Genomic DNA, 25,517 nt, shown 5'->3' with positions numbered 1-25,517 from the left:
AGGGGTCCGGTGCCCGCTTCAGAGCGCGGTGCGGGCATGAGGCGGGGCAGTGGGCTCGGCGTGGTCGAGGCAGATCGGTGGCAGGTGGAACCAGCGCAGTGTCTCGAAATCCGTCGGCAGGCCAGTGGGTCCGTCGTCGAGGTCGTCGGCGTGGTCCTCCATCACCTCTGCGGCTTGGCGTAGATAGCCGCCGAGGACCTCCTCGCCGGCGGCAGGCCGGCGTGCGGGGCCGGTCAGAGCGCCGGCGGCGTTGTAGTGCAGGTCGGCCAAGTGCAGCGTTGCCGTTGCGGCGTGCCGGTGCCGCCATAGGCCGGTGTGTGGATCGAACCGGTAGTCGACGAGCAGCCGGTGGCCGACGGCGGCGATGAGGGCGACGGCGTCGGTGAGGTAGTCGGCGACGGTGTCGGAGATGAAGTAGTTGAAGTTGATCCGGACCCAGCCGGGTTTGATGCCCTCGCAGCCGTGGCCGATCTCGTCGCCCAACGCGTGCGACTGTTCCGGGTCGATGGCGAGCAGGCGATGGCCGTACGGGCCGGCGCAGGAGCAGCCGCCGCGGGCCTGAACACCGAGCAGGTCGTTGAGCAGCGCGACCACGAAGTTGTGGTGCAGGTACTTCGAGCCGTGGCGCAGCCGTAGCGACACGATCGGCAGCCTCCGCGCCTGCAGGCTGCCGAGAACCTCGATGTGCGGGTCGGCCGCCCAGCGGTGCCGCGCTCGCCGCCACAGCCGCTGTTCGCGGGCTTCGATGAGGTCGGTGCCGACAGCCTGTTTGAGGGCGACGACGAGGCCGGCCCGGATCGACTCGACGATGGCCGGGGTGCCGCCTTCTTCCCGGGTGACCGGATCATCGAGATACCGGTGCTCGACCGGGTCGACGAACGCGACCGTGCCGCCGCCGGGCGCGGTGGGCACCCGGTTGCGGACCAGGTCACGTCGCACGACCAGGACGCCCGGTGTCTGCGGGCCGCCGATGAACTTGTGCGGGGACAGGAACACCGCGTCCTTGTCGTCACCGGCGCCCGGCACGGATTCGGCCATCCGGATCGGCACGTACGGCGCGGCCGCCGCATAGTCCCAGAACGACAGTGCCCCGTGCTGATGCAGCAGTGCCGCGATCGGGCCGGTGTCGGTCAGGATGCCGGTGACGTTGGAGGCTGCGGAGAAGCTGCCGACGCGTAGCGGCCGGTCGGCGTACCGTACGAGCTGGGTGGTGAGGTCGGCGAGGTCGAGGCGTCCGTCCGGGTCGGCACCGATCTCGACCACGTCGGCGTAGGTCTCGCGCCACGGCAATTCGTTGGAGTGGTGCTCGTAGGGGCCGACGAACACCACCGGCCGTTGCTGGTCCGGGATCCGGTCCAGCAGTCCGTACCGGCGGGTGGGGCCCTCGGGCAGCCTCAGTTCCAGGATGCCGACGAGTTTGTTGATCGCGGCGGTGGCGCCGGAGCCGCAGAAGATGACCACGTGCTCGTCGGTCCCGCCGACGGCGTCGTGAATGATGCGCCGCGCGTCCTCGCGCAGCCGGCCGGTGGCGAGGCCGGTGCCGGAGGACTCGGTGTGAGTGTTGGCGTACTGGGGCAGCACGTACTCGCGGATGGCGTCCTCGATGAAGTCCAGCGAGCGGCCGGAGGCGGTGTAATCGGCGTAAGTGATCCGGCGCGGTCCGTACGGGCCGTCGAGGATCTGACCTTCGCCGATGATCCCGGCCCGGATCCGCTCGATCAGAAGCGCGGGCCGTCTGGTCTCCGGCTGTGTCACCGATGTCGTCATCGCAGCCGTCCTCGGTCAAATCGGATCAATGGGGGCGCCAGTCAGTGGTCAGGTTGTCGTGCACGGTGCGATGCGACACCAGCCCACTTATCAAATACCCGCCGGGGTACCGCCGGAAGGGCCGTTGGTCCTCTCTCATCATCGGCTTCCGTATACCCCCGGGCGTATAGTGGAGAGTATGCGGAGACCCCCGGTTAACCCGACGATCGGCCCGCCCGGGCGACGTGCCCAACCGGCTTGTGACGTGGACCGTGTCCTCGTCGTCGTCGCGCACCCGGACGACGAGTCGTTCGCACTGGGCGCGGTGCTGGACCTCCTGACCGCCTGCGGGGTTCCCGTGACCCTGCTGTGCCTCACCCACGGCGAGGCATCCACCCTGCACGCACGCGCCGGGGACCTGGCCACCGTCCGGGGCACCGAGTTGCGCGCCGCCGCGGCGGTGCTCGGCGTCGAGTCCGTGGACCTGCTCGACTACCCCGACGCACACCTCGGCCAGTACCCCCTCGATGAGCTGGCCGGGCATGTCCGCCGGCTGATCGCCGCCCAGCACCCCAGCCACCTGCTCGTGTTCGACACCGGCGGGGTCACCGGTCACCCCGACCACCAGCGGGCCACCCAGGCCGCGCTCACCGCCGCCCGCGCCACCGGCCGGACCGTGCTGGCCTGGACGATTCCGGAAGACATCGCCGTCCGGCTCAACGACCAGTTCGGCACCGCTTTCGTCGGACGCCGGCCGGACGAGATCGACCTGCGGCTCAGCGTCTCCCGCACCCGCCAACGGCGGGCGATCGCTGCCCACCGCAGCCAGTCCCTGCACAACCACGTGCTGCACCGCCGCCTGGCGCTGCAGCGCGACCACGAGCAGCTGCGAACGCTCTACCAGCCGAACCAAGGAGACCCGACGATGTCCTACGCATACACCACCCGCCTTCCGCAGCCGTTCTCCGCCGCCGTCGTGGACCGGGTCCGCGCCGCGCTCAAAGACCAGGGCTTCGGCGTGCTCACCGAGATCGACATCCAGGCGACCCTGCAGACGAAACTCGGCGCGACCATGGAGGACTATCTGATCCTCGGTGCCTGCAACCCGCCCCTCGCCCACCAGGCCCTGGACATCGATCGGGAGATCGGTCTGCTGCTGCCTTGCAACGTCGTCGTCCGCGCCGACGGAGCCGAGGCCACCCTCGTACAGGCGCTGGACCCGCAGACCATGGTCAAGGTGACCGGCCGGCCCGAACTCAAAGCGGTCGCCGACGACGCCGCCGACCGGCTGCACGCCGCCCTCGACCAGCTCACCGCCTGAGCGCCGGCCCGGTCTGCCGCCGCCGACCGGGCCGTTGCCACGCAAGCGAGAGACGGTGCGCACCGCCGTCCTCGCAGACCCGCGCCGCAGGCGGGCGCCACGCCAACGTGACGCCGCTGAGTCCCACCGTGATCGCGAAGGCGGTCACCGGCAGGTGCAGCATGACACCGGCACGCGCCATGGTGCGTGCCGGTGTCATGCTGGTGTTCACCGCGGCACTCGGCGGTAGTCGGCCGATGGCCGGCCCGGCGTATCGTCCCGACCGTCGGCGCTGGGCGTGTCCGTCAGGTTCGCGGACCGTCGGCGTACAAGGGCCCAGGTGGCCCCTGCGGCGACGAGCCCGACAGCGCCCGCCCAGAGAATCGGATTGGCGTATAGGCCGGTCGGCAGTTGCTGGGCCAGGACGAAAACGCCCATGATCGCGACGAACCAGCCGAAGGTCTTGCGTAGCACCAGCTCGGGGATGCGGCCGGCGAGTTTCCCGCCGGCGAGGCTGCCGAGGACGGCGGCGGCGGTGACCGCGGCCGCGAGAGCCCAGTTGATGTGCACGGTCGAGAGGTATCCGGCGAGGCCGGCGTACGACTTCATCGCGATGACCAGCAGGGAGGTGCCGACGGCGACGGGCATGGGCAACCCACCGAGCAGGGCCAGTGCGGGCACGACGAGGAAGCCGCCCCCGGCGCCGACGAGACCGGTGACCAGGCCGACGACGACGCCGTCGGCGATGACGTGCAGCACCGGAAGCTCGTGCGGAACGGGTTTTCCGGGTTTCGGCCGGCGGCCGCGGATCATCGCGATCGAGGTGGCGAGCATCATCAGCGCGAACCCCGCGAGCAGGACGGTGCCGGGAATGTAGGCGGCGAGCCGGCCGCCGGCGTAGGCGCCGGTCATGCCGGCCACCCCGAAGATCAGGCCCGTACGCCAGCGGACCCGTCCGGCACGAGCGTGCGGGATGACAGCGACGGCGCTGGTGGTGCCGACGACGAGCAACGAGGTGGCGATGGCCTCCTTGGCGGGCAGGCCGGCGACATAGACCAGCAGGGGAACGGCGAGGATCGAACCGCCACCGCCGAGCAGGCCGAGGCTGACGCCGACGCCCACAGCAAGCACGATGGTCAGCACCAGGGTGGTGGCGGTCATGGCCGGACCTCGGGCTGCGGTGCGGTGTCCCGCAGCCGGCCGACGATGCTGTCCAGGTCGCAGGTGGCGCCGCGGTTGTAGGGCAGTTTGGCCAGCAGCATGCCCATGGCGCAGGTGTTGGTGAGTGCCGCGAACACCAGGCCGGCGCCGAGCAGGGCGGCGACCCATTGCAGGCCGGGCAGCAGCAGGGACCCGAGGACGCTGACCAGCACGATGCCGCCGGCGACGAGGCGGACCTGTCGTTCCAGGTCCCAGCGGCGCCGAACACGGTTGACCGGGGCAGCGGCGGCCTGCCAGGCCAGCATGCCGCCCTCCAGGATCTTCACGTTGGGCAGACCGATGTCGGTGAAGGCCTGAGTGGCGCGGGCGCCGGAGCGGCACACCAGCACGATCTGGTCGTCGAGGTGAGCACGAAGGTCGGCGCGGTGCTCACGGAGCAGATCGAGCGGGACGTTGTAGGCGCCGGGAATGTGCTCGCTCTCGAATTCGCCGGGCGTGCGCACGTCGAGCACCCGGGGTCCGTGTGCGGAAGTGAGCAGGTCGCGCAGGGTCCCGGCGTCCACGGCGCCCGGTGTGGTCGGGTCGGAGGGGGTCATAGCTCCTCGTTCGGCTTGATTGCGGGCAGGGAGAACCCGCCGGGCGGCTCGGGGGAGGCCGCCCGGCGGTGGTACGGGATCGGTCAGCCGACGGCGAGGGCGAGCACGCCGTCGGCCCGGGCCCGGTCGAAGTCGTCGTCGACAACGACGGGGCGGCGGCCGTGGGCGGCCAGAATGCTGGCGGCGATGGTGGCGCGGTAGCCGGCAGCGCAGTGCACCCAGACTTCGCCGAGGGGGACCTCGTCGAGGCGGCGGAGCAGGTCGTGCAACGGGATGTGCACGGCGCCGTCGATCCGCGCCTGGGCGGCTTCGATGTTGCGGCGCACGTCGAGCACGGCGACCGTCCGGTGGTGGAGGACCTGCGCAAGGTCGGCGAAGGTGGCTCGCGGGAGGGTGGCGAGGTCCTCGCCGCCGGCCCACTCGGTAGGCGTGCCGGTGGCGTAAGCGGCGGGCCGGTCGATGCCGATGCGGACCAGTTCCCGCTGCGCCTCGTCGACCTGGTCCGGGGTCTCGCCGAGCAGGGTCACCGGGGTGCCCCAGCCGATGAGCCAGCCCAGGTAGGTGGCGAAGCTGCCATCCAGGCCGAAGTTCAGCGTGCCGGCGACGTGCCCGGCGGTGAACGCGACCCGATTGCGCAGGTCGACCACCCACTCGCCGGCGGCGATGCGCTTGCGGATCTGCTCCGCGTCGGCCCGCTGCGGCCGGGTCAGGTCCGGGGCGGCGGGTCCGGCGCTGTTGGCCGGTGCCATGTGGGCGTAGTAGGCCGGCCAGGCGTCCAGGCCGGCGAGAAGCTCGTCGACGAAGGCCTGTTCGTCGCGGGTGAGCGCGGGGTTGATCAGTTTCTCCGAGCCGATGGTGGCGGCGTCGGCCGCGCTCTGGGTGGCCGAGCAGAAGCTGCCGAACCCGTGAGTCGGATACACCCCGGCGGTGTCGGGCAGTTCGGTGGCGAGACGCTGTGCGGAGGCGTACTGGTGGCGGACGAGGGCGTGGGTGTGGTCGGGGCCGAGCAGGTCCGGCCGGCCCACCGAGCCATACAGCAGGGAGCCGCCGGAGAAGACCGCCACCTGTTCGCCGCCGGCGTCAAGGGCGTACGACAGATGGGTGAAGGTGTGCCCGGGAGTGGCCAGCACCCGCACCCGAAGGCTGTCGCCGACAGCGATCACGTCACCGTCGCGCACCGGGATCCGGTCGAACGAGACGGGGTCGTCGGCGTTGACGTGGTACGCCGCCCCGGTCACCTCGGCCAGGGCGTATCCGCCGGTGATGTAGTCGTTGTGGATGTGGGTCTCGAAGACGTGGGTGACCGTGACGCCCTCGCTCGCGGCCAGGCCCAGCACCCGGTCGATGTCGCGCTGGGGGTCGACCACGAATGCCACCTGTCCGTCGTGCACCAGGTAACTACGGTCGCCCAGGGTCGGGGTGTCGATAGGCAGGATTCGCAACACGTTCGGAACTCCTTCTGCTGTCATCGGTCGGGGATCAGGCCGCGGCTCGCGTGCCGCGCACGATGGGCCGGCCTGCGCGCAGCCACGCTCCGGTACCTCCTGCCACTGACCAGGCGTTGATGCCGGCCGCGGCCAGGTAGTCGGCGGCGGAAAGGCTGCGGTTGCCGCTGGCGCACACGACGTAGACCGGGACGCCGCGCGGCAACTCGGCCACCCGCGATGCCAGCTGCCGCAGCGGGATCAGCACCGCGCCGGGCACGTGCCCACCCGCGTACTCGAACGGCTCGCGGACATCGACGACGACCGCGCCGTCCCGATGTGCGGCCGCGAACGTGGTCTGGTCAATTTCGCGCATCTACGGAGTCCCTCCTTCGGATACCCCCGGGGGTATCTGTTTCTCACCATAGCGCGCCGATCGGCCGCCACGTCAAGCCCGCCGATCCCCGGCGGACCGCCAGCCGCCCCGACGAGGGCCGTTCGACCGCGCGCACGCTGGGGATTGGCGATCGGCGATGGATCTGATTACAGTTCAGCATACCCCCAGGGGTATATTGACCAGCGCGACGGAGAGGATGAACAGCAATGCGTCATGAGGTGGTCATCATCGGCGGGGGCACCGCGGGCATCAGCGTCGCGGCACGGCTGCGCCGGGCCGGCGTCCGGGACGTAGCGATCGTCGAGCCGTCGGACCGGCACTTCTACCAGCCCCTGTGGACCCTGGTCGGCGGCGGCCGCGCCGACGCCGACGAGTCGTTCCGCCCGCAAGAGACCGTTATCCCCAAGGGGGTTCGCTGGATACGGCAGCGGGCGGCCGCGGTCGACCCCGACGGGTCCCGTATCACCCTCGACGACGGCCGTGAGCTGTCGTACGACTTCCTGGTCCTGGCGGCCGGACTTCAACTCGACCCGGAATCGGTCACCGGGTTGAGCGAAGCGCTCGGCCACGACGGCGTATCCACCAACTACCGCTTCGACCTGGCCCCGCGCACCTGGGAGTTCATGCAGCAGACGCGGGGCGGGACGGCACTGTTCACGATGCCGCCCGGGCCGATCAAGTGCGCCGGCGCACCACAGAAGATCGCCTACCTGGCCGCCGACTGGTGGCGCCGGCAAGGGGTCCTGGACCGGATCCGGCCCATCCTCGTGCTACCCACCGCCGCCATGTTCAGCCAGCCCCAATGGGGCGAGGTACTGCGCGGCATCGCCGCGAGCTACGGCATCGACGTCCGGCACGACACCCAACTGGTCGAGGTCGACGGACCCAACCGCCGCGCGGTGCTGCTGAACAACACCACCGGCACCAAGGAGACCATCGACTACACGATGCTGCACGTCACTCCGCCGCAGAGCGCCCCCGACTGGATCAAAGCCGGGCCGCTCGCCGACCCGGCCAGCCCGTTCGGCTACGTCCACGTCGACCAGTACACCCTGCAAAGCCCGCGTTGGCCGAACGTATTCGCACTCGGTGACGTGGCCGATCTGCCTACCTCCAAGACCGGCGCCGCCGTCCGCAAGCAGGCACCGGTGCTGGTGGCGAACCTGCTCGCCGCGCGGGATGGCACCCAGCCGGCGGCCCGCTACGACGGCTACACCTCTTGCCCGCTGGTCACCGCCCACAACCGGATGCTGCTGGCCGAGTTCGACTACACGCTCACTCCGCGCCCGAGTTTCCCGGTCATCGACACCATGCGACCCCGCTACGACATGTGGCTGCTCAAGCGATACGGGCTGCCCGCGCTGTACTGGCACGGCATGCTCCGCGGCCGCTTCTGAGCGACACGGCTGGCGGCCCCACTACGCCGCGCCGTCCGGAAGCTCGACCTGCCGCCCGAAAGGAAACCGACATGAGTTCCACCGAGCTGGCCGTGGATGCGTCCCCTCGCTCCCGTTTCCGTCACAGCCTCACGGCGCGGGACCGGCGATCGCTGGCCGGCATGGCCGGGTTCATCGTGCTGCTGCACGCGGTGGGGTTCGGCGTGCTTTTCGGGCTGGTCGCGCCGAAACACTTCACTCTCGGCGGCGACCATCCGGTCTTCACCGTTGGCGTCGGGATCCTGGCCTACACGTTCGGGCTACGGCACGCCTTCGACGCCGACCACATCGCCGCGGTCGACAACACCACCCGCAAGCTGATGCAGGACAACATCGTCAGGGGTGCAGGTCGCAAGCCGTTGTCGGTGGGCTTCTGGTTCTCCCTCGGCCACTCCACGATCGTGTTCGGCTTGGCGTTCCTGCTCTCGGTCGGCGTCAAAGCCCTGGCCGGGCAGGTGGAGGATGACGGCAGCGGCCTGCACTCGATCACCGGCCTCATCGGCGCCTCGGTCTCCGGAGTGTTCCTCTGGATCCTGGGCGTCCTCAATCTGATCGTCCTGCTCGGCGTGATCAAGGTGTTCCGCGACATGCGCCGCGGCGTCTACGACGAGCAGGCTCTCGAGGAGCAACTCAACAAGCGCGGCTTCATGAACCGGCTTCTCGGCGGACTCACCAGATCGGTGCGCAAACCGTGGCACATCTACCCGGTCGGCGTGCTGTTCGGTCTTGGCTTCGACACCGCCACCGAGGTCGGGCTGCTCGTCCTGGCCGGCGGCGCGGCCGTGTTCGACCTGCCGTTCTACTCCATCCTGGTGCTGCCGGTCCTGTTCGCTGCCGGCATGGCCTTGATGGACACCATCGACGGCGTGTTCATGAACGCCGCGTACGGATGGGCTTTCGCCAAACCGGTCCGCAAGGTTTTCTACAACATCACCATCACCTCGATCTCCGTCGCCGTCGCGCTGATCATCGGCACCATCGAGCTGATCGGCGTCCTTGCCCACCAGGCAAACATCACCTTCGGACCGCTGGCCGCGATCGGCGGCATTCCGCTCGACTACGCCGGCTACGGCATCGTCCTGCTGTTCCTCGCCTCCTGGCTCATAGCGATCGCGGTGTGGCGCCTCGGCGCCATCGAGCAGCGCTGGTCGGCGAGCTTGGCGGCACCGCCCACCGACAGAACGCACCACCACGCCGGACAACAGGCCTGCCGGTGACCGGGGTACCGCTCAGCGTCACGGCCGACAACAGCACGTAGGCGACGACCATGTCACCCAACGCTTGATCATTGATCAAGCCGCGACAATGACGATCGAGAACTCACCCCGGGCGATCAGCGCAGTCCCGGCCCGAAGGCGTCCGCGCGGGCCCGCGCCGTCGCGACCGGCCACCGGCTCGCGGCCGAGCGGGGCGCCGAGACCGCGCTGCGGCCGGTGGGCGGCAGCCCGATGCCGGCCCGCGACACCGTCGTGGTCGTCACCCGGCCCTGACATTCTCCACGCGTTCTGCATCTCGGTTGCACGCCGTCATCACGTCGGAGAGCGACCGTGAAGGTGCAAGAAAAAGAAAGGAGAAAGTCATGAAGACCATCACCCGCCGCACAGCCACCCTGGTGGCGGCCGGCGCGCTGGGCCTGGGCGGACTCGCGGTCGCGGCACCGGCACTGGCCGGCGCCGGCCCGTTCGGTCCCGGACCGTCCAGCACTGCCACCGCCGACTCGTCCGCCCCCGGCAGGGGCTTCGGCTACGGCATGGGGTCCGGCTTCGGCGACGGCACCTGCATGGGGCAGGGCGTCACCGCCCCGCAGGGCACCCTCACCGATGCCCAGAAGACCACGCTGGCGTCCATGGCGCAGGAGGAGAAACTCGCCCACGACCTCTACGTGGCATTCGCCACCCGCTACGACGCCGCCGTCTTCGACCACATCGCCGTCTCCGAGACCCAGCACCTGACCGCCGTGCGCACGCTGTTGCAGCGTTACGCCGTGACCGACCCGACCGCCAACCAGCCGGCCGGCACGTTCACCGATCCGGCCGTCCAAGCCACCTACGACAAACTGCTGGCACAGGGTAACCAGAGCCTGTCCGCCGCCCTCGCCGCCGGACAGCAGGTCGAACGCACCGACATCACCGACCTGAAAGCCGCCCTCAACGCTCTGACCGCCCCGGACGTCAAGCAGGTCTACACCAACCTGCTCGCCGCCTCCCAGCGTCACCTGACCGCCTTCACGCGCTGGGCGAACCGGTGAACCATGGTGGGTGGGGCGATCATCGCCGCCCCACCCACCGCAGCAGGACAGCACGGTGACTTTCGCCGACCTACCAAAGACAATCGCGAGATCGACGTCCGCGCAACCCTCCGAGAGAGGATCGGCGCCGAGATGGAGGACTACCTCATTCTTGGCGCCTGCAACCCGCCGCTGGCGCACCTGGCCTTGGACACCGACCGGGGGATCGGTCTGCTGCTGCCCTGCAACGTCATCGTGCGCACCGACGGACCCGGCCACACGCTCGCGCCGGCGCTCGACCCGCAGGTCATGGTTCAAGTTACCGGGCGCTCCGAACTCAAGGAGGTCGCCGACGAGGCGTCCACCCGGTTGCGGGCCGCGCTCGACACACTGGCCGAGTGAGCCTCAGGCCAGCGACAGGAAGAGCTTTTCCATCTGGGCCATGTCGACGGTCGGGTCTTTGCCGTCCTGTTCCGCGATTACGCATTGCCGCAGGCCCGTCGCGATGATTTTGAAGCCGGCCCGGTCCAGGGCCTTCGACACCGCGGCCAGCTGGGTCACCACGTCGGCGCAGTCACGGCCGGACTCCAGCATGGCGATGATGCCGCGGATCTGACCCTCGGCGCGGCGCAGCCGCTTGATCACGTCGGTGAGGGCGTCTGCCTCGATCTCCATGCTTACCTCCCGGACAGCCGATGACCAGCATACCCCGTTGGGTATGCTGGTCATCGGCGTCATGCCGCCGCCGGTTTGCCGCCAAGCTGCTGCGCGACCTTGCCGCGGACCTCGTCCATGTCCAGCCCGCGTACGGCGGCGATCAGTTCCTCCAGCGCCGCGGACGGCAGCGACCCGGGCTGGGAGAAGACGAGAATTCCGTCGCGGAAGGCCATCAGGGTCGGGATCGAAGAGATCCGGGCCGCGGCCGCGAGTTGCTGCTCGGCCTCGGTGTCGACCTTGGCGAAGACGATGTCGGTGTGCCGTTCGCTGGCCTGCTCGAAGACCGGGGCGAAGCGGCGGCACGGGCCGCACCAGGACGCCCACCAGTCGACCAGCACGATGCCGTCACCGGTGATGGCCTGCTCGAAGGTATCCGCCGTCAGGCGTGTCGTACTCATGATGTTCTTTCCCTTCTCGCCGACCGCGCCGGCGCCGGAGTCGTGGGCCGTGGTCAGCCCAGGGACAGGAAGAGCTTCTCCAGCCGGGCCACGCTCTCCTCGCGTTCGCCGTCGGACGGCGAGCCTCGGCGTTGCCGGCCTCCTCGAGATGCATGTCGCCTCCTTCCCTCCCGCCCCATAATACCCCCCGGGGTATAGCTCAGACTGGGTCATGCGGCTCGGAAGTAATGGGGCGAAGGGGTTAACCGCGACTGCCGTGTGCCCGCGATGGTCGAGCACACATACCCCGGCGTTCGCCGGTCCGGAGTAGGCAGAGATGCGCGAGGCCGATGTCGCCGCCCGCCACCCGCCACCGCGACGGCAACGTCGCCATCGACGACCACCGCATTCCTGCTTACCGCCGACGGCCGCCAGTTTCCTCGCCGTCGACGGCGTCGTGGTCGGATGCGTCGCCGGTTTGGTCGGCGCCGGGTCGCGGCTTCCTCGTCGTGCCCGCCCTCGCCCTGCTCGGCGTTCTGCCCATGTCGGTCGCCGTGAGGGACGGTACCTGGTGGTCAGCGCCATCACGTCGTTCGCCGGTTCGCCGGTTACCTGGCCGAGTACACATCGACTGGAGACTTGCCGCCGCCGTCACCGTCTTGGCCGGCAGCCTGCGAGCACTCAGAACCGGCCGTTGCCCGACGGTGAACCGGTTCGGCGCCAGTCACCGTCGTGGAGGCAAGGGGGCGGCTGTCGGCAGCCTGATGGTCACGGTGACGCCCCCGGAGGCTGGCGAGTCGATGCCGACCGCGCCGCCGTGGGTGGTGACCAACTCGCGGACGACCGCCAGACCGATCCCGGAGCCAGCTGTTCCCGCCGTGTCACGGCCGCGCCACAGCCGGTCGAACCGCGCGACGGACTCGTCCGGGCTCATCGCGGCTTCCGCGACGTGCCAGGCGCGCCGGTCGGGGTCACCCGCGTCGCTCACCGCAAGTTCAGCGTGGGCCGCACGCAGCTCATCGCTGGCGGAGAGTGAGACCACGGCGGAGCGGGCCATCGGATGACTGATTCGATCCGGCCGGATGTCCGGTCCACCGTGATCAGGGCAGTCTCCTCGGCGGCCCCAAGGCTGTCGCGGGCTGGTCCGGTGGTGGCGTTCAGGTTAGAAGTGCTGCCGAGCGCGGCAAGCAACAGCAGGCGCCGCGTGGTTTCGGGGAGATGGGCGAGGCGGTGGGCGTACAGGCTGTGCAGGCGATCCATCGGCGCCGCTTCACTCACCGGCGTGGCGGACGGCTGAACGATCCGAAGGGCCAGCTCGACCAGTGCGAGCGGACACCCGGCGGCCTCGGCCAGCAGCCGCCGCCCGACCCGACCCGCGAGGATCGGATAGCGCTGCTCGACCAGCCGTACGGCATCATCGTCGCGCAGCGTAGTGATGTCCAGCAGCGGCAGCCCGACGGCTGCGGCGACGGTCACGGCCTCCGACAATACGGCCGTCAGCAGCCCGATCCCGCTGCCGTCGATCCGCCGAGCAACGAACTCGAGGAAAGCGATGCTGGCTGGATCGACCCACTGAAGGTCGTCGGCACCGTCCCGTCCCCGAGCCAGAAACTCTTCAAGGACCCGCCACTCGGTGTCCCGCCCGATCAGAGGCGCGAGATCGCGACCGGGCATTGATACCTCCCTCGGTCGGCACACGGAAGTCCTGGACGACGGCGGCGCACGAGGCCGCACCGCCTGGGGGGATCGATGACGACGCTGTTCCTGTTGGCCGTACCTTTCTCACACCAGGCACGCTATCGACGCCAGACGGGGTGCGAACCCGGGGAGCCCCCGGGGCTTGCAAGATCCAGTGGGAGCCTTTGCTTCCCGATATGACCGTTCCGGTCTTGCCGGTCGCTGCGAATTCGTCGAAGGTCCTCCGTGCCGGACCGACGTTCGCGCACGATTTACCCCCAGCTGCACGTCGTCCCGGTGCGACCGTTCAGAGCCGTGTGATGATCGGCATATGAGCAGGGATCTCCCTCGCGGCGTGCTGATCGGCCGCGCCGGCGAACGGCGCCTGCTGGTCGACCTGCTCGACCGTGCACGGCACGACCTGAGCGGCGTGCTCGTTGTCCGGGGAGAAGCCGGAATCGGCAAGACGGCCCGCACCCTGGCCGGAACCGGCCGGGAGCAGCCCGGTGGCCTAGCCGGTGTGCTGCGAATGATCACGTTCGCCCGGCTGGGGCAGCACCTGGACGACGCCGCGCTAAGACGCGCGGCCATGGTGACCGCCCGTAAACTGCGCACCGGCGACAGTCCCGCCGGTTACCGCTGGGCCGGCCGGGTACTGGCGCTGGCCGCCGCTCAGCGCGGGGACAGCCGCCGTGCTGCTGCGCGACGACCCGCTGATCCCGGCCGCTCCGCCCCGTCCGACCGACTTCGCGTTCCTGGCGATGGCCGCCCGGGTTGCGTTGGACGCAGCCGACCAGCAGCTGCGGAAGCGGCTGCTCGAGACCGCGGCGACGCTGGAGCGCGGGGCGGCGGACGCACCCGCCTTCACCGCCGTCGCCGCCCATGTGCACGGGGTGCTCACCCGCGACGTCGAGGAGCTTGTGACCGTGGCCAAGCTCCAGACCGCCGCAGGCCGGCCGCTGCTCGCCGCGATCGCGTTGGAGGACGCCGCCGTCGTGGTGGCGCCCGAGGACCGGGACACCGACGCGGTGCAGTGGCTCGATCAGGCGTTGGCCAGCTACTCGGAGGCTGGCGCCGTCGCCGACACCCGGCGTGTCCGCCGGTCCCTGCGCGAGCGCGGCGCGGCCCAGCAGCTTTACCTCTCCCCCACACCGTGAGCACCACGTCCGCAACGTCTTCACCAAACTCGGTATCGACTCGCGGGTCCATCTGGCCCACGTGCTCCGCGACCACATCTAGGAGGCATCATGCCCGACAGCTCCGACTACGCCCGCGCCCTCGACACAGCGGAGAAGATGCTGGGGTTCCGTCTCGAGCAGTTCCTCACCGCAGGCGAGGGCGAGCCGTCGAACGCCGCCGACTTCAAGCAGATCGCCACCGAGCACGCGTTCGGTGACGCCTGGCCACGCAGCGAAATCCTGGACACCCGTACGCGGGCTCTGGTGTCCGTCACTATCACAGCCTCGCTAGGGATTCTCGAGCCGCTACGTGGCCAGCTGCGCATCGCCCTCAACAACGGGGTAACGCCCGAGGAGATCGTCGAGGCGTTCATTCAGATCGCCGTCTATGCGGGCGTGGCTCGTGCCTTCGACAGCTACGCGATCGCCGCCCAGGTGTTCGCGGAGCGGGCACAGTCCCCGGTCGAAGATGCGGCACACGGCCGGTGACGACGGTTGCGACCCGCCCGGCCACCGGCAGGAGAAAGGTGACCGGGCGGAGCTGATGCAACGCGGCCGGGGCCAGGCCGCATCCCAGGTCAGGCCGGTTTGGCGCTCAGGGCCCTCACACACGTGATTACCGGGTGCGGGTGATCGACTTATGCTCGACGTAGCCGGTCAGGCCGACCTTGCCGTACTCGCGGCCGAGACCGCTGGCCTTGTATCCGCCGAAGGGTCCGTCGAAGCTGATCGGCGAGCCGTTCAGAGTGACGGTGCCCGTACGCAGCCGGCGGGCGACGGCCAGGGCGCGGGCAACGTCCGCGGACCAGATGCCGCCGGACAGTCCGTACTCGGAGTCGTTGGCGATCCGCACAGCATCGTCATCGTTGTCGTAGGCGATGACGGCCAGGACCGGGCCGAAGATCTCCTCCTGCGCGATGCGCATGCCGTTGTCGACGTCGGCGAACACGGTCGGGGTGACATAGTTGCCGTTCTCCAGGCCTGCCGGGACCTGCGGCCCGCCGGTCACCAGCCGTGCGCCTTCCTCGATGCCGATGTTGATGTAATCAATGACCCGCTGCTGCTGGTCGCGGCGGATCATCGGGCCGATGAAGGTGTCGGCGGCGGAGGGGTCGCCGACCTTCAGCGACTCGACCATTTCCTTCACTGCGGCCACGACCTCCTCGTAGCGGCTGCGCGGGGCCAGGATCCGAGTTTGCAGGATGCACGCCTCACCGTTGTTGCCCAGCGAACCGAACCTGAGGCCCTGCATCGCGGCCGCCAGGTCGGCGTCGTCCAGGATCAGGGCGGCGGACTTGCCGCCCAGCTCGAGACCCACACGCTTCAGCTGCTCCCCGGCGATCGCCGCGATCCGCCGTCCGGCGCGGGTCGAACCGGTGAAGGAGATCTTGTCCACGTCGGCGTGCGAGACGAGGTGCTCGCTGGTCTCACGATCCGCCGGAAGAACACTGAGGACGCCCTCGGGCAGGCCGGCCTCGTGCCACAGGTCCGCCAGCAGCATCATGCTCAGCGAGTTCTCCGGGGAGACCTTCAGCACGACGGTGTTGCCCGCCAGCAGAGCCGGGATCAGCTTCGCGGTGGCGGCGGAGAACGGGGAGTTCCACGGGATGACCGCAGCGACCACACCGATCGCCTCGCGCCGCACGATGGTGTCGAAGGCCACCGACGGGTCGGACGGGCTGACGATTTCCTCCCAGCCGAACTCCTCGGCTGCCTGGAGGTAGGCGTTGGTCTGACGGGTCAGGAATGGCTGACCGATCTTGGTGAACCAGCCCGCCGAGCCGTTCTCGGTCGAGATCGCCGCGGCGATCTCGTCCGCCCGGGCGGTGCGCAGCGCATCGTAGCGACGCACGACCTCCTGGCGCTCCTCGGGCGTGGTACGCGGCCACGGGCCGTGGTCGAATGCCTCACGCGCCGCAGCGACCGCCCTGTCGATGTCGGCCGGAGCGGCCTGCGCCGCACGGCCGATGACCGACTGGTCGTGGGGCGACAGGATATCGAGCATCAGCTCCGGTGCGCTGGGAGTCACCCAGGAACCACCGATGAAGAGCTTGTCGCGCACAGTCATGTCTGTCATTCCTTAGGTGAAAAGTGGTGGAGGGAAGGGGATGGTGGGGTGGGTATCAGGGCTTGGCCGGGCGGACCATCCGCGCGACCTCGGTGTCGGCGAAATCGCCGAGTCCGTCGCGGTCCGTGGAGACGCTGAGTTCGCGCCACGCCGCGTCTTCCGCGGCTCGCGCCGTCGTGATCTGCGGAGCGAGCCAGGCAGCGTCGGAGCCGAGCAGAAGCCGCACCGGCGGTGCCGGCTCTTCGGTGAGCCTCAGGATCACGGCGGCCATCTTGTCCGGGTCACCCCGCTGCACGTCGGGGTTGTTGCTGTAGGTGCGGGCGAAGGCGCCGACCGTTTCCTCGTACTCGGGGTGGATGTCCGGCACCGTCATCGGGGCGACTGCCCACGGAGTTCGGATTCCGCCAGGTTCCACCAAGGTGACGCGGATCCCGATGGGGGCGACCTCGCGGGCGAGGATCTCGGTGAAACCGCCCAGCGCCCACTTGGATGACTGGTAGGCGCTCAGACCGGGCTGGTTGCGCCGGCCGCCGATGGTGGAGACGTTGATGATGCTGCCCGAACGACGCGGGCGCATCACCGGCAGGACGGCGCGCACCGTGTTGACCGCACCGAAGAAGTTGACGTCGACATCGCGGTGGAACTCGTCGTCGGACATGTCCTCGATCGAACCGACAGTTCGGGCGCCGGCGCTGTTCACGAGCACATCGACCGCGCCGAACTCGGCGACCGCGCAGGCGACCGCAGCACGGGCGGAGTCCGGATCGGTGACGTCCATGATGCGTACGCGCAACCGGTCGCGGTACTCGTCAGGTACAGATACGCCGTGGGGCGCGAGGTCGGTCGCTACTACGTTGTGGCCGGCGGCGAGGGCGGCCTCGACGACCCGGCCGCCCAGTCCCCCCGCCGCGCCGGCTACCAAAAAGGTCTTGATCATTGCGTTTCCCTTTGGCGAACTGGGGCGCGCTCGCGGAGCGGGGCAGGTGTGCGGCGCGCATTGACCGGCCCCGTTCCGAGCCACCGCAGTGTCGGTCAGGCGGTGGGGTAATCCGTGGACCGGCTCACCTTGGCCCACGAGTTGGCTTCCGCTATACGGCCTTCCTCTGAGCTGATCGCGATCCCTAGTGCGTCGCTGCCGAGCAGCAGTCGGCGCGGAGGCTCCGCGGCGTCCACGGTGTCGACGATGGCGCGGGCCATGCGGTGCGGGTCGCCGGGCTCGTTCCCGGCATACTGCGCGAATCGATCCAGCCACGCACCAACCGTCTGCTCGTAGTCAGGCGTGATGGGACCGGAGGGCTCGGCGGCCCCGGCGGCCCAGCCGGTGCGGATACCGCCCGGCTCGACGATGGTGACCTTGATGCCCAAGGGGGCCACTTCGTTGGCGACGACCTCGGAGAAGCCCTCCACAGCAAACTTCGCCGTCTGGTAGGCACCCAGGCCGGGAGTGCCGCCCACACGGCCGCCGATCGAGGAGATCTGCACGATGTGCCCGGAGCGCTGGCCGCGCATCACGGGTAGGACCGCCCTCGTCACATTGACCACGCCGTACAGGTTCGCCTCGACCTGCGCGCGGAACTCCTCCTCGGGAAAATCCTCGATCGAGCCGCTGGTGGCGTAGCCCGCGTTGTTGACCACCACGTCGATGGAGCCGAACCGCTGCACCGCCGCGGCTACCACCACTCGGGCCTGCGCCGGGGAGGTGACGTCGAGCGCGACGGTCGCGAGACGCTCGGGGTGCTCTGCCACCAGGGAAGCCAGCGCTTCCGGCTTGCGGGAAGTCGCCACTACTCGGTCGCCGGCCTCCAGCGCTGCGAGCACCAGTGCCTTGCCCAGGCCCTGCGAGCTACCGGTGATCAGCCAAGTCCTTGTCATCGTACGTATCCTCACTTGCCATTCCTCGCCGCCCGAAGCGGGCAGCAACACAACCGTAGAGTTACGGTCGCTAAATGCAACAGCAGTGAGGCGATAATATTCTGTTCCGCGGCTCACACGCAGAAGATTGCCGGGTAACTGAAACAGTCGAGTAAGATCGCAGCACCATGAGAGCCGACGCCGCCCGCAACCTAGATGCCGTCCTCCGCGCCGGAGCTCGACTTCTGGCCGAGGACCCCGGCACCTCCATGTCAGCCGTCGCCGCTGCCGCCGGAGTAGACCGCACCACCCTGCACCGCCGCTTCGCGAACCGCGAAGCCCTGCTCAGCGCCGTCTTCCAGGCCAAGCTCGACTCCGCCGAAAACGTCCTCGACGAGGCCCGCCTGACCGAGGCCCCCGTGCCCGTCGCCCTGCACCGCTACGTGGAGAAAATCGTCCCCGTCAGCCGCGAATGGCCTCTCGACACTCGCCGCATGATGCAGAACGACCCTGCCGCCAGCATCCGCCGTCAGGAACAGAGCGCCCGAGTCGACGCCTTCATCCGCCGATCACGAGACGAGGGATACCTCCGCGGCGACGTGGACATGACCTGGGCGCGAACGGTCCTCGACCAACTCGTCGACGCCGCAGCCCACCAGTTCCCCACCCTGACGCCACCGCAAGCCGCCGACCTCGTCGTAGCCACCTTCATGAACGGCCTCGGCGCGGCCTGACGGTCCCCCGTTCACCGCCGAGTTCTCAATGCGGGCCCGCACCCCTCAATGTGTGGGGTCGCGCGGCCCGGGACTCGGCGAAGATCCACCCGCCCCTGCTATCGCCAACTTCCTGCGGGACACAGGCCTGCCGCCGGCCGACGTGGACCACATGATCCCGCACCAGTCCAACGGCGGGATGCTGGAATGGGGGTTTCCATGCACCCGACACAGCGGTCCAACACCGCATCTCGATCGCTTGCGCCTCATCGCGCCTTGCATCCTAGGAACCTAGCCAATTCCATAGGCGGCCACACACTCCGCGCCTGTCAGGGCCCCACCGCCGTGCTGCTAAAACTCCACTCTCGACGGCTGCAACGAAAGCAGAGCATCCCGCCACTCCCACGCCAAAACCGTAATCGACGGAGCCGGCTTCGACGCCGACAAGTACAGGTCGCGGCGCAGCACTACCGCCTTCGGCAGCGTGGTCAACGGCGACGGCTTTCGTCACCAGGGTTGGGTCCTGCGCGGCGTCATCAGCGTCCGGATCCGGGGACCCGTCGGCCAGATACTTGGCCATTTGCGCGGCGGCCAGGAAGTAGTTGCAGCGGGTCGTCTCCGGGTGATTCCCGGCCCGCAGGGCGCGGTCCCAGTCGCGTAGGAAGCCGGCCCACTCGCCCTTCTCCAGGCCTTCGCACAGTCGGTCGAGCTTCAGTAGGGGCATCTCTCGTCACCTGCCGAGTCAAAGGGTCTACAAGCGGCGTGTTCGATCCCGGTGACGTCGTCAGACACGAAAAAGGGCTTCCGCAAGTCTCTAACCTGCGAAACCCCTTCGCTGTCGGGCTGACAGGATTTGAACCTGCGACCCCTTGACCCCCAGTCGCATTACAATTTGGTCAAGCAGTGTCGGCGCATGCTTTTACGTACGCAGAACCGGACAGAACGGCATGGCCATGCCACTCAGCTCTGGCCGATCCGACAGAACCGGACCATCGTTGTGACCAGGCATGTGACCACGGTCGGTCTAGTACGGCAGCCGCCATTTGCTAGTTGGCCAGGGAATACTCTCGGTTGAGTCGGGTGCGTTGGTGGAACCAGCGGGCTCGGGCTTGGTGGCGGCGTCGCCAGTTGCGCCAGTGGGTGTCGTGGTCGGTGGGTTTCGGCTGGTGCCAGGTGGTGGCGAGCAGGCGTGCGGTTTCGGGGATAGTCAGCGGGATCATGCCGGGCTCGGACGGTGGTCGCTGATTCGGGTGTGCTGGCTGGTGGGGCTTGGGTGTCGGTGCGGGTTTTGAGGCGGGCAGCGGCGATCGCGCAGATGGCCAGGGCGGTCATGACCAGCACGGTGTGCCGGGTGATTGCGGTGTGGAGCCGGGCTTGGCATTGGTCGAGGCCGAAGGAGTCTTTGCTGAACTCGAACGTTTCCTCGACCGGCCAGCGCAGTCCGGCGGCCCGTATGAGTCGGGCCAGGGTCAGCGGTTGGCCTTGTGGCACGTGGCAGTAGTGGAAGGCCAGGTCACCGCTTTTGAGGTGACGGCGTATCAGCAGGTAGTGCCGGGGACTGGCGGTCGCGATCCACGCCCACGCATACCAGCGGTGTCCTTTCGAGCCGGCACCGGCCGAGCGGATCTGCCACCGGCGCTGGTCGGTGACGAGCAGGGCGACGGCCTTCGCGCAGGTCATCCGGGTCTCCGGGTTGAGGGTGAGCATGAAGGTCGACGCGACGCGCAGCACGTAGGCCTGCTGCCGGTCTTCGAAGAATTCCCGGAGCTGGGTGCAGTTGCCGTAGACCTCGTCGCCGCAGGCGAAATCGAAGGCGACGCCGTCGGCGTAGGCGTCGGTGCAGATGTCGATGGCCAGTTGCCCTTTGGTCCGAAATTCCAGCCCGCTGGTGATGCCCATCCGAGTCGTCGTGTCCGGGTCGGTGAGGTGCTCGGCCGGGATCCATTGCCGGGCCCCGATCAGCGCATGCCCGACACGTTCACGCACATAGGCCAGGTGCACCGTGTTGATCCCGTTCGCGAGCCGGCCGGCGCAGCCCATGTACTGCCGTTTCACCCCGCACGTCGCCGTGCCGGCCTTCTGCTGGCCGGTCTCGTCCAGCGCGGCGATCCGCAGCCCCCGCCGGGCTCGGCGCCCGGCTACGGCGTCCAGGCCGGTCACGACGAACCGGCGGACCTGACTCATCGCCGCCTGCCCGTCCCATACCGCCCGGTTCAGCAGCCGCTGGGTGCGATCCGGTGTGCGGTCCCCGGCCTGCTGCGCGATCGCCCACCCGTTGCGCTTCGGGATCTCGCTGACCAGCGCCGACACGTACCGGCCCGCGTGCTGCCAGGTCTGCGTGCGCACGAAACACGACCGCAACCGGCCCAGCAACTCACCCGCGGTCCGGGCTGTGCGGGCAGCCTCTATCCTGGCAGCAGCAGCCGCCTTCGATCTTGTTGTCTTCACACACACATGATCAACAGGCGGCTGCGTCCATGTTGGACACCGCCCCCACCGCATCCCAGCAGGTCAGACTGCTAATGGCGGCTGCCGTACTAGTGCGGCGCCTGCCATTTAGGATTTCCGGCAGCAGATGCAAACCGTCCAAAATTCAAGAGAAAGAATATTCTTCAGCACAGTTTGCGACGCTCCACTGCATTAAGGCCGCTACATGGATTCCAGGACGGCCGAATAATTCTCGTTTCCGACGCCGTGCCCACGCCTACGTATATGCTGATTTACTCATTAAGCTGCCAAGGCGACAAGGTCATCACCTGTGCTACATTGAGGGCTTCTCCACAATCGTGCCATGCGCAACAAAAGTAGCGTCAGCAACCCATGTTACCCGATTGGCATCATAGGCCAACGCTCCCGTGGCACCGCCGACGACGAAAGCTAAGCACAAATGCCCGTCAAGGCGCGACTGCTGTAGTCGTGCACCGGACGCAGTTCGACGCAGCCATCTCGTTGCCGCAGCGTGCGCACCAGGGACATATGAATATCCGTTCCCGCGTCGCGCATGGAGCAACGAGCAGGTCAATACCGTAGCGGCGGTCGATCCGATCACCGTCTGGGAACTCGATCGTCGGGCCGGACGTCGCCAGGACTGGATAGGTTCGAAGGCACGACGCGCAGGGGCGGCTTTCCCATGCGGCGTCACAATCTCCACAAGTCGCCCGGAAGCCGCTATCACCGCGAGGTTCCAATGCCCTTTCCGGCCTCGTAGATGAGGAACCGCACCGTGGACAGCGGGTCAGATCTAGTGTGTCTGCGATCGCGCGCTCAATTCCCTGCCAAAGCGTTTGCATTTCGGCCACATTGCTGCCAAGCCCGCGGAACCGCGCAGTCTCGTGCCGGTTCGCCGACACCAAGGTTTCGGCGGCGGCTCGCTCGTTAGCCGCCGGGATTCGGATCACGGCGACGCCATCTGGCACGCGAACCAGCCAGTCCCATTTGACGACCAATTCGTCAGCTAACGCCGCGCTGCAGGACACCTTATATGGATAGCTAGTCAGGCGTGGCTGCTCGACCAACCAGCGCACCGTGCGAGCGAGCCGAATCACACTGTCGATCTCCATCGGAGACACCGGCATCGGCCAGAGCATCGAGTTGCGGTGCTGCGGCGCAGGGGTGCCAGGTGACTCATATGTCCTCAACCGAACGCCCTCGGGCAGCTGTTGGCGCTCCTCCTGCGTACCCGGGTACAACACCAGCGTAGGCATGTCGGGCGCTGCGGCAACGAGAGCGTCCAGTTCGGTCGACACAGTGTCGGCGTTACCGGAAGCGCTCAACGCATGCGGAAGTGCAACAATGCGCATCACTGGGACCGAGTCTTTTTCGAGGAGCAGAACTCCCGATCCGGCCCTCGGCCGCAGCGTCATGGTGGTCTCGCCGATCGAATAGGTGACGGCCTCTCCTACTCGCACCGGTATCTCCGGTACGGCGCCCAGTTCATCGAATGCCCGGACCACCAAGACCCAACAAAATCCGGCAAACCCAGCGACCCAGCCCTCGGCCTGCTTCATCAACGCGTTAGCCGATTGGTCGGCGCCGTGCAAGGTCACCAGCTGTCGCCACAACTCGGCCACATGTCGGTAACGGTCCTCGCCGGCCAAGAGATTGGTCGAGCGCAGTGCGCCTCCAAGTGCGGCCCGGCGATTGACACCCACCCAGACCGGCGAGGACCGCAATGCCATGACAGCCGTACGCAGTCGTTCCACCTCGGCCAAGCGCAATCGCGCCAACTCTTGCCAATCCTGTCGATCGAAGAGCTCACCGACCAGGCTCCACAGCCGCAAGCCAGACTTCCAATGCCGTCCGGCGATGTCGTCGATGTAGCGCTGAATGCCGCTGAACATGCTTTCTATTCCACGGATCTGCGCCGCACGCGCGGCGAGATACCGCGACAACTCGTCGACCAAACGGGCGGCGAGTCGATTCTCATACAGGTCGATCTCCACTTCCCGCTCGGGGCTTAGCACGCGGTCCGGGCGAACCCCGTCCGGGCGCAGCGCTGCCCAGTCCTCGCTGTGGGCGGCGAGCCGGACGATAGAGTGCGGAGTAATGGTGCGCATCCTCGCCACCGGTACCAGGCGATTGGTGGAGCGCAAACGGGCCGCCGGCCGAAAACAAACGGCCCGGAGATACGGCAAATGCTCTTCGATCGCCGCTTCGAGCGGCTGCTGCCGCAGCGTTACCCGGGCTGCCTGGTCGTCGACCAAAGGTGATACGTCGATCAAGTCGCTCAAGGGCGCGCGACGGGCAGCAAGGTCCGCGACGCGTTCGCCGATAGCGACGACCGCTTCCCTGGTAACGATGTCCGGCATAAGGCCGTCAAGGCTGCCGACCTTATTTCCAGATCGACCCGGGTTGGCATAGCGTCCAAGCATGGGCACGGCCTCGTCGACCGGCACTAGGCGGCCCGTGATCCGGTCAACGACAAGGTCCGTGGGCACTACGCCTGACCCAGGTCTCGGATGAGTGCCTCGATGACGGACCGGGAGCGAATAGGCGGCATGCCGCTACCCGGCAGGCTCGACCAGCGCGATTCGAGATCGTCCCGCAACTTCTTGAGCTCATCGACCCGGATTTCGTACCGGCCGCGCAGCTTGCGCAGAACCTTGGTCGCGATCAGATGATCGGTCGCCTCGCCAACCGTTCCGCCCGCCGCGACCACAACGGGCACATACCGCGCGATGTGCTTGTTCAGCCGGCTTCCCCAGGAAATGCGGAAGTCATCGGCCAGACGGCTGGCCAGCTCGTTGGTGAGGAACGTTCGCGCATCGGCCGCCGCACCCCCGTGCTTGGCCACTGCCGTATCGAAGGTACGGGTCAATGCCCGGAAACTCAGACGCGGGAGTGGATCCTGCGGCGGGACGTCGAACGAGTGCGGGCTGGTCGGCAGCTCGATGACGTGGGCGCGATCGTAGGTCTTGTCAGCGAAGGAGACTGTGGTTTCGTCGTGGTTGGCCGTGCCGACGAAGAACACCGACCTTGGCACGGGCAGCAGCCTGCCCTCACGAAGCAACCTCGGCGGGGGCGACACGGCCGCGCTCATAAGCACGAGATCTGGCGTGGCTGTCCTGCTCACATCACGTTCCAGCGCGGAGAGCACGTCATTGAAGTACTGCTCGGGATGCGAGAGATTCATCTCGTCCAGCACAATGACGTAAGGCTGGTCGGCGAAGGTTGGGCATTGGGCGCGATACAGCGCCTTTGTGAATTCGGATTCGTAGAAGCGGCGCTCGAAGGCGTTGTAGTAGCCCATCAAGTCCTGCGGGGTACGCCAATCCGCGCCCACTGATACCACTGCCGACCCAGCCCCGATGGCCTCGGCAAAACGCTGCGGCAACTGTGTCTTGCCGATGCCGCTGATCCCTTGCAACAGATGAAGCTGGCTGGTGGCCAGGCCGGCCAGAAACGACCGCAGGTCGGCCTCTTCGTAGAAGAGGTCATGTTGCTGGCGGATGAGGGCACGAACCCGGCTGACCAGCTCAGGCAGGGGCGGCACATCTTCCGACAGGTCGGACGGCCGATCCGCATGGATGGCATCCATCTCGGTACACATCGGCAGCGGTGAGGTGCCCTCGCGCCGTGCCACCAGCCCCTGCCACTTTCGTTCCTCCTCCTCGATCATGTCGCGATACGCACGGACTTCCGCCTCCAACGCCTCCTTGCCGACGGTCATCCGTTCCAGCGTTGTCGCCGTGATCTGGTGTGCGGAGAGTTGGCGTTGCAACCGTTCGTTGTCCGCCGCGTAGACGACACAACGGTCACGAAGCTGACGAGCCTCTTCCTCGAGAGCGCTTAGCTGCAACTCCTTCTCCGCCGGAGCAGTCAGCCGCAGCCGCTTGAGCTCCGTGCTGTCGGCCCGAAGGCGGTCGATCTCGTCGCGCACCTCGTCCGGGTCACGGTCGTCCATTGCCCGCCGCAGCCGCTCGAACTCGGCAATCTGCCGACCCTGCCGCTCGGCGTCCTCCCGCGCAGCCTCGTACAGCTGGCGGAGGTGATCTACTTGCAGCCGCATGTCCTCGGTTGCTGCGGCGACGGCTAGACACCTTTTGCGGTCAGGGTCTGGCTGGTGCCGGTGGTGAAAGGCCGGTTCCGGTGAAGAAGGCGTCGATCAGTCCGGCTCGGTATTGCATGCGGTTGAGCCGGTTCTTCACGG

The 25,517-nt window shown here is 68.1% G+C and carries 23 protein-coding genes and 2 pseudogenes; 9 read left to right on the top strand and 16 right to left on the bottom strand.

Annotated features, from left to right (window positions below; translation table 11 throughout):
• Positions 1 to 18: 18 nt before the first annotated feature.
• Entirely contained in the window at positions 19 to 1,767 is a 1,749-nt protein-coding gene (locus EER30_RS11105) for an aminotransferase class V-fold PLP-dependent enzyme (RefSeq protein WP_127500309.1), read from the bottom strand.
• A 244-nt stretch (positions 1,768 to 2,011) separates the two neighbouring features.
• On the opposite strand from EER30_RS11105, the gene EER30_RS47875 reads away from it, so the two are divergent.
• Complete coding sequence (locus tag EER30_RS47875; RefSeq protein ID WP_205650181.1) at positions 2,012 to 3,067, top strand: DUF302 domain-containing protein; 1,056 nt, start codon at positions 2,012 to 2,014, stop codon at positions 3,065 to 3,067.
• Between the two features lie 207 nt (positions 3,068 to 3,274).
• Here EER30_RS47875 and EER30_RS11090 read toward each other — a convergent pair whose 3' ends face one another.
• From EER30_RS11090 to EER30_RS11075, 4 genes are all read right to left on the bottom strand, one after another.
• On the bottom strand, positions 3,275 to 4,207 hold the full coding sequence (locus EER30_RS11090) for a TSUP family transporter (protein ID WP_127500308.1): 933 nt from the start codon (positions 4,205 to 4,207) through the stop codon (positions 3,275 to 3,277).
• On the bottom strand, positions 4,204 to 4,803 hold the full coding sequence (locus tag EER30_RS11085; RefSeq protein WP_127500307.1) for a rhodanese-like domain-containing protein: 600 nt from the start codon (positions 4,801 to 4,803) through the stop codon (positions 4,204 to 4,206). Before EER30_RS11085 ends, EER30_RS11090 begins: the two co-directional genes overlap by 4 nt.
• Positions 4,804 to 4,886: 83 nt before the next feature.
• A complete protein-coding gene (locus EER30_RS11080) occupies positions 4,887 to 6,248 on the bottom strand; it encodes an MBL fold metallo-hydrolase (RefSeq protein ID WP_240669952.1) in 1,362 nt (453 codons plus the stop codon).
• A 34-nt stretch (positions 6,249 to 6,282) separates the two neighbouring features.
• Positions 6,283 to 6,603 (bottom strand): rhodanese-like domain-containing protein, encoded by a 321-nt coding sequence (locus EER30_RS11075; protein ID WP_127500305.1) that lies wholly within the window; start codon positions 6,601 to 6,603, stop codon positions 6,283 to 6,285.
• 227 nt (positions 6,604 to 6,830) lie between these two features.
• On the opposite strand from EER30_RS11075, the gene EER30_RS11070 reads away from it, so the two are divergent.
• Positions 6,831 to 8,021, top strand: coding sequence for an NAD(P)/FAD-dependent oxidoreductase (locus tag EER30_RS11070; protein ID WP_127500304.1), 1,191 nt, complete (start codon positions 6,831 to 6,833; stop codon positions 8,019 to 8,021).
• 71 nt (positions 8,022 to 8,092) lie between these two features.
• Positions 8,093 to 9,277 (top strand): Nickel transporter NicT, encoded by a 1,185-nt coding sequence (gene nicT / locus EER30_RS11065; RefSeq protein WP_127500303.1) that lies wholly within the window; start codon positions 8,093 to 8,095, stop codon positions 9,275 to 9,277.
• Positions 9,278 to 9,393: 116 nt separating this feature from the next.
• Here nicT and EER30_RS11060 read toward each other — a convergent pair whose 3' ends face one another.
• Complete coding sequence (locus EER30_RS11060) at positions 9,394 to 9,540, bottom strand: hypothetical protein (RefSeq protein WP_164842281.1); 147 nt, start codon at positions 9,538 to 9,540, stop codon at positions 9,394 to 9,396.
• A gap of 99 nt (positions 9,541 to 9,639) precedes the next feature.
• On the opposite strand from EER30_RS11060, the gene EER30_RS11055 reads away from it, so the two are divergent.
• Entirely contained in the window at positions 9,640 to 10,308 is a 669-nt protein-coding gene (locus EER30_RS11055; RefSeq protein WP_127500301.1) for a ferritin-like domain-containing protein, read from the top strand.
• A gap of 3 nt (positions 10,309 to 10,311) precedes the next feature.
• On the top strand, positions 10,312 to 10,689 hold the full coding sequence (locus tag EER30_RS11050; RefSeq protein ID WP_127500300.1) for a DUF302 domain-containing protein: 378 nt from the start codon (positions 10,312 to 10,314) through the stop codon (positions 10,687 to 10,689).
• 3 nt (positions 10,690 to 10,692) lie between these two features.
• Here EER30_RS11050 and EER30_RS11045 read toward each other — a convergent pair whose 3' ends face one another.
• The gene (locus tag EER30_RS11045; protein ID WP_127500299.1) at positions 10,693 to 10,962 is read right to left on the bottom strand and encodes a metal-sensitive transcriptional regulator; all 270 of its coding nucleotides are present in this window, start codon (positions 10,960 to 10,962) and stop codon (positions 10,693 to 10,695) included.
• A 59-nt stretch (positions 10,963 to 11,021) separates the two neighbouring features.
• On the bottom strand, positions 11,022 to 11,402 hold the full coding sequence (gene trxA / locus EER30_RS11040) for a thioredoxin (protein ID WP_127500298.1): 381 nt from the start codon (positions 11,400 to 11,402) through the stop codon (positions 11,022 to 11,024).
• A 424-nt stretch (positions 11,403 to 11,826) separates the two neighbouring features.
• On the opposite strand from trxA, the pseudogene EER30_RS49895 reads away from it, so the two are divergent.
• Positions 11,827 to 12,088, top strand: a pseudogene (locus tag EER30_RS49895) (TSUP family transporter); the annotation flags it as partial.
• Between the two features lie 17 nt (positions 12,089 to 12,105).
• Here EER30_RS49895 and EER30_RS11030 read toward each other — a convergent pair.
• Both EER30_RS11030 and EER30_RS11025 read right to left on the bottom strand, forming a co-directional pair.
• Positions 12,106 to 12,369, bottom strand: coding sequence for an ATP-binding protein (locus EER30_RS11030; protein ID WP_240669950.1), 264 nt, complete (start codon positions 12,367 to 12,369; stop codon positions 12,106 to 12,108).
• Entirely contained in the window at positions 12,366 to 13,055 is a 690-nt protein-coding gene (locus tag EER30_RS11025) for a hypothetical protein (RefSeq protein ID WP_127500297.1), read from the bottom strand. Before EER30_RS11025 ends, EER30_RS11030 begins: the two co-directional genes overlap by 4 nt.
• A gap of 695 nt (positions 13,056 to 13,750) precedes the next feature.
• On the opposite strand from EER30_RS11025, the gene EER30_RS11020 reads away from it, so the two are divergent.
• Positions 13,751 to 14,215: a hypothetical protein gene (locus EER30_RS11020; protein ID WP_127500296.1), complete on the top strand. Its 465-nt coding sequence runs from the start codon at positions 13,751 to 13,753 to the stop codon at positions 14,213 to 14,215.
• A 90-nt stretch (positions 14,216 to 14,305) separates the two neighbouring features.
• Positions 14,306 to 14,725 carry a carboxymuconolactone decarboxylase family protein gene (locus tag EER30_RS11015; protein ID WP_127500295.1) on the top strand — a complete coding sequence of 140 codons (420 nt, stop codon included), beginning with the start codon at positions 14,306 to 14,308 and terminating at the stop codon, positions 14,723 to 14,725.
• Positions 14,726 to 14,852: 127 nt separating this feature from the next.
• Here EER30_RS11015 and EER30_RS11010 read toward each other — a convergent pair whose 3' ends face one another.
• The 3 genes from EER30_RS11010 to EER30_RS11000 all read right to left on the bottom strand — a co-directional run bounded on the left by EER30_RS11010 (position 14,853) and on the right by EER30_RS11000 (position 18,227).
• A complete protein-coding gene (locus tag EER30_RS11010; protein ID WP_127500294.1) occupies positions 14,853 to 16,304 on the bottom strand; it encodes an aldehyde dehydrogenase in 1,452 nt (483 codons plus the stop codon).
• A gap of 55 nt (positions 16,305 to 16,359) precedes the next feature.
• A complete protein-coding gene (locus EER30_RS11005) occupies positions 16,360 to 17,241 on the bottom strand; it encodes an SDR family NAD(P)-dependent oxidoreductase (protein WP_127500293.1) in 882 nt (293 codons plus the stop codon).
• A gap of 95 nt (positions 17,242 to 17,336) precedes the next feature.
• Positions 17,337 to 18,227, bottom strand: a complete 891-nt coding sequence (locus tag EER30_RS11000; protein ID WP_240669949.1) for an oxidoreductase — start codon at positions 18,225 to 18,227, stop codon at positions 17,337 to 17,339.
• A 116-nt stretch (positions 18,228 to 18,343) separates the two neighbouring features.
• Between EER30_RS11000 and EER30_RS10995 the strand changes: the two genes are divergently transcribed.
• Entirely contained in the window at positions 18,344 to 18,889 is a 546-nt protein-coding gene (locus EER30_RS10995; protein WP_127500292.1) for a TetR/AcrR family transcriptional regulator, read from the top strand.
• 1,025 nt (positions 18,890 to 19,914) lie between these two features.
• On the opposite strand, the pseudogene EER30_RS10985 reads toward EER30_RS10995, so the two are convergent.
• The 3 genes and pseudogenes from EER30_RS10985 to EER30_RS10975 all read right to left on the bottom strand — a co-directional run bounded on the left by EER30_RS10985 (position 19,915) and on the right by EER30_RS10975 (position 25,376).
• Positions 19,915 to 21,316, bottom strand: a pseudogene (locus EER30_RS10985) (IS701 family transposase).
• 446 nt (positions 21,317 to 21,762) lie between these two features.
• Positions 21,763 to 23,763, bottom strand: coding sequence for a DUF885 domain-containing protein (locus EER30_RS10980; protein WP_127500290.1), 2,001 nt, complete (start codon positions 23,761 to 23,763; stop codon positions 21,763 to 21,765).
• Positions 23,764 to 23,804: 41 nt separating this feature from the next.
• A complete protein-coding gene (locus EER30_RS10975) occupies positions 23,805 to 25,376 on the bottom strand; it encodes an AAA family ATPase (protein WP_127500289.1) in 1,572 nt (523 codons plus the stop codon).
• Positions 25,377 to 25,517: the final 141 nt, after the last annotated feature.

It is taken from the genome of Actinoplanes solisilvae (genome assembly GCF_003999975.1).
In the GTDB taxonomy this organism is placed as follows: domain Bacteria; phylum Actinomycetota; class Actinomycetes; order Mycobacteriales; family Micromonosporaceae; genus Actinoplanes; species Actinoplanes solisilvae.
The sequence above is the reverse complement of the archived record's forward strand: the minus strand, read 5'-3'. Positions and strand labels throughout refer to the sequence as shown.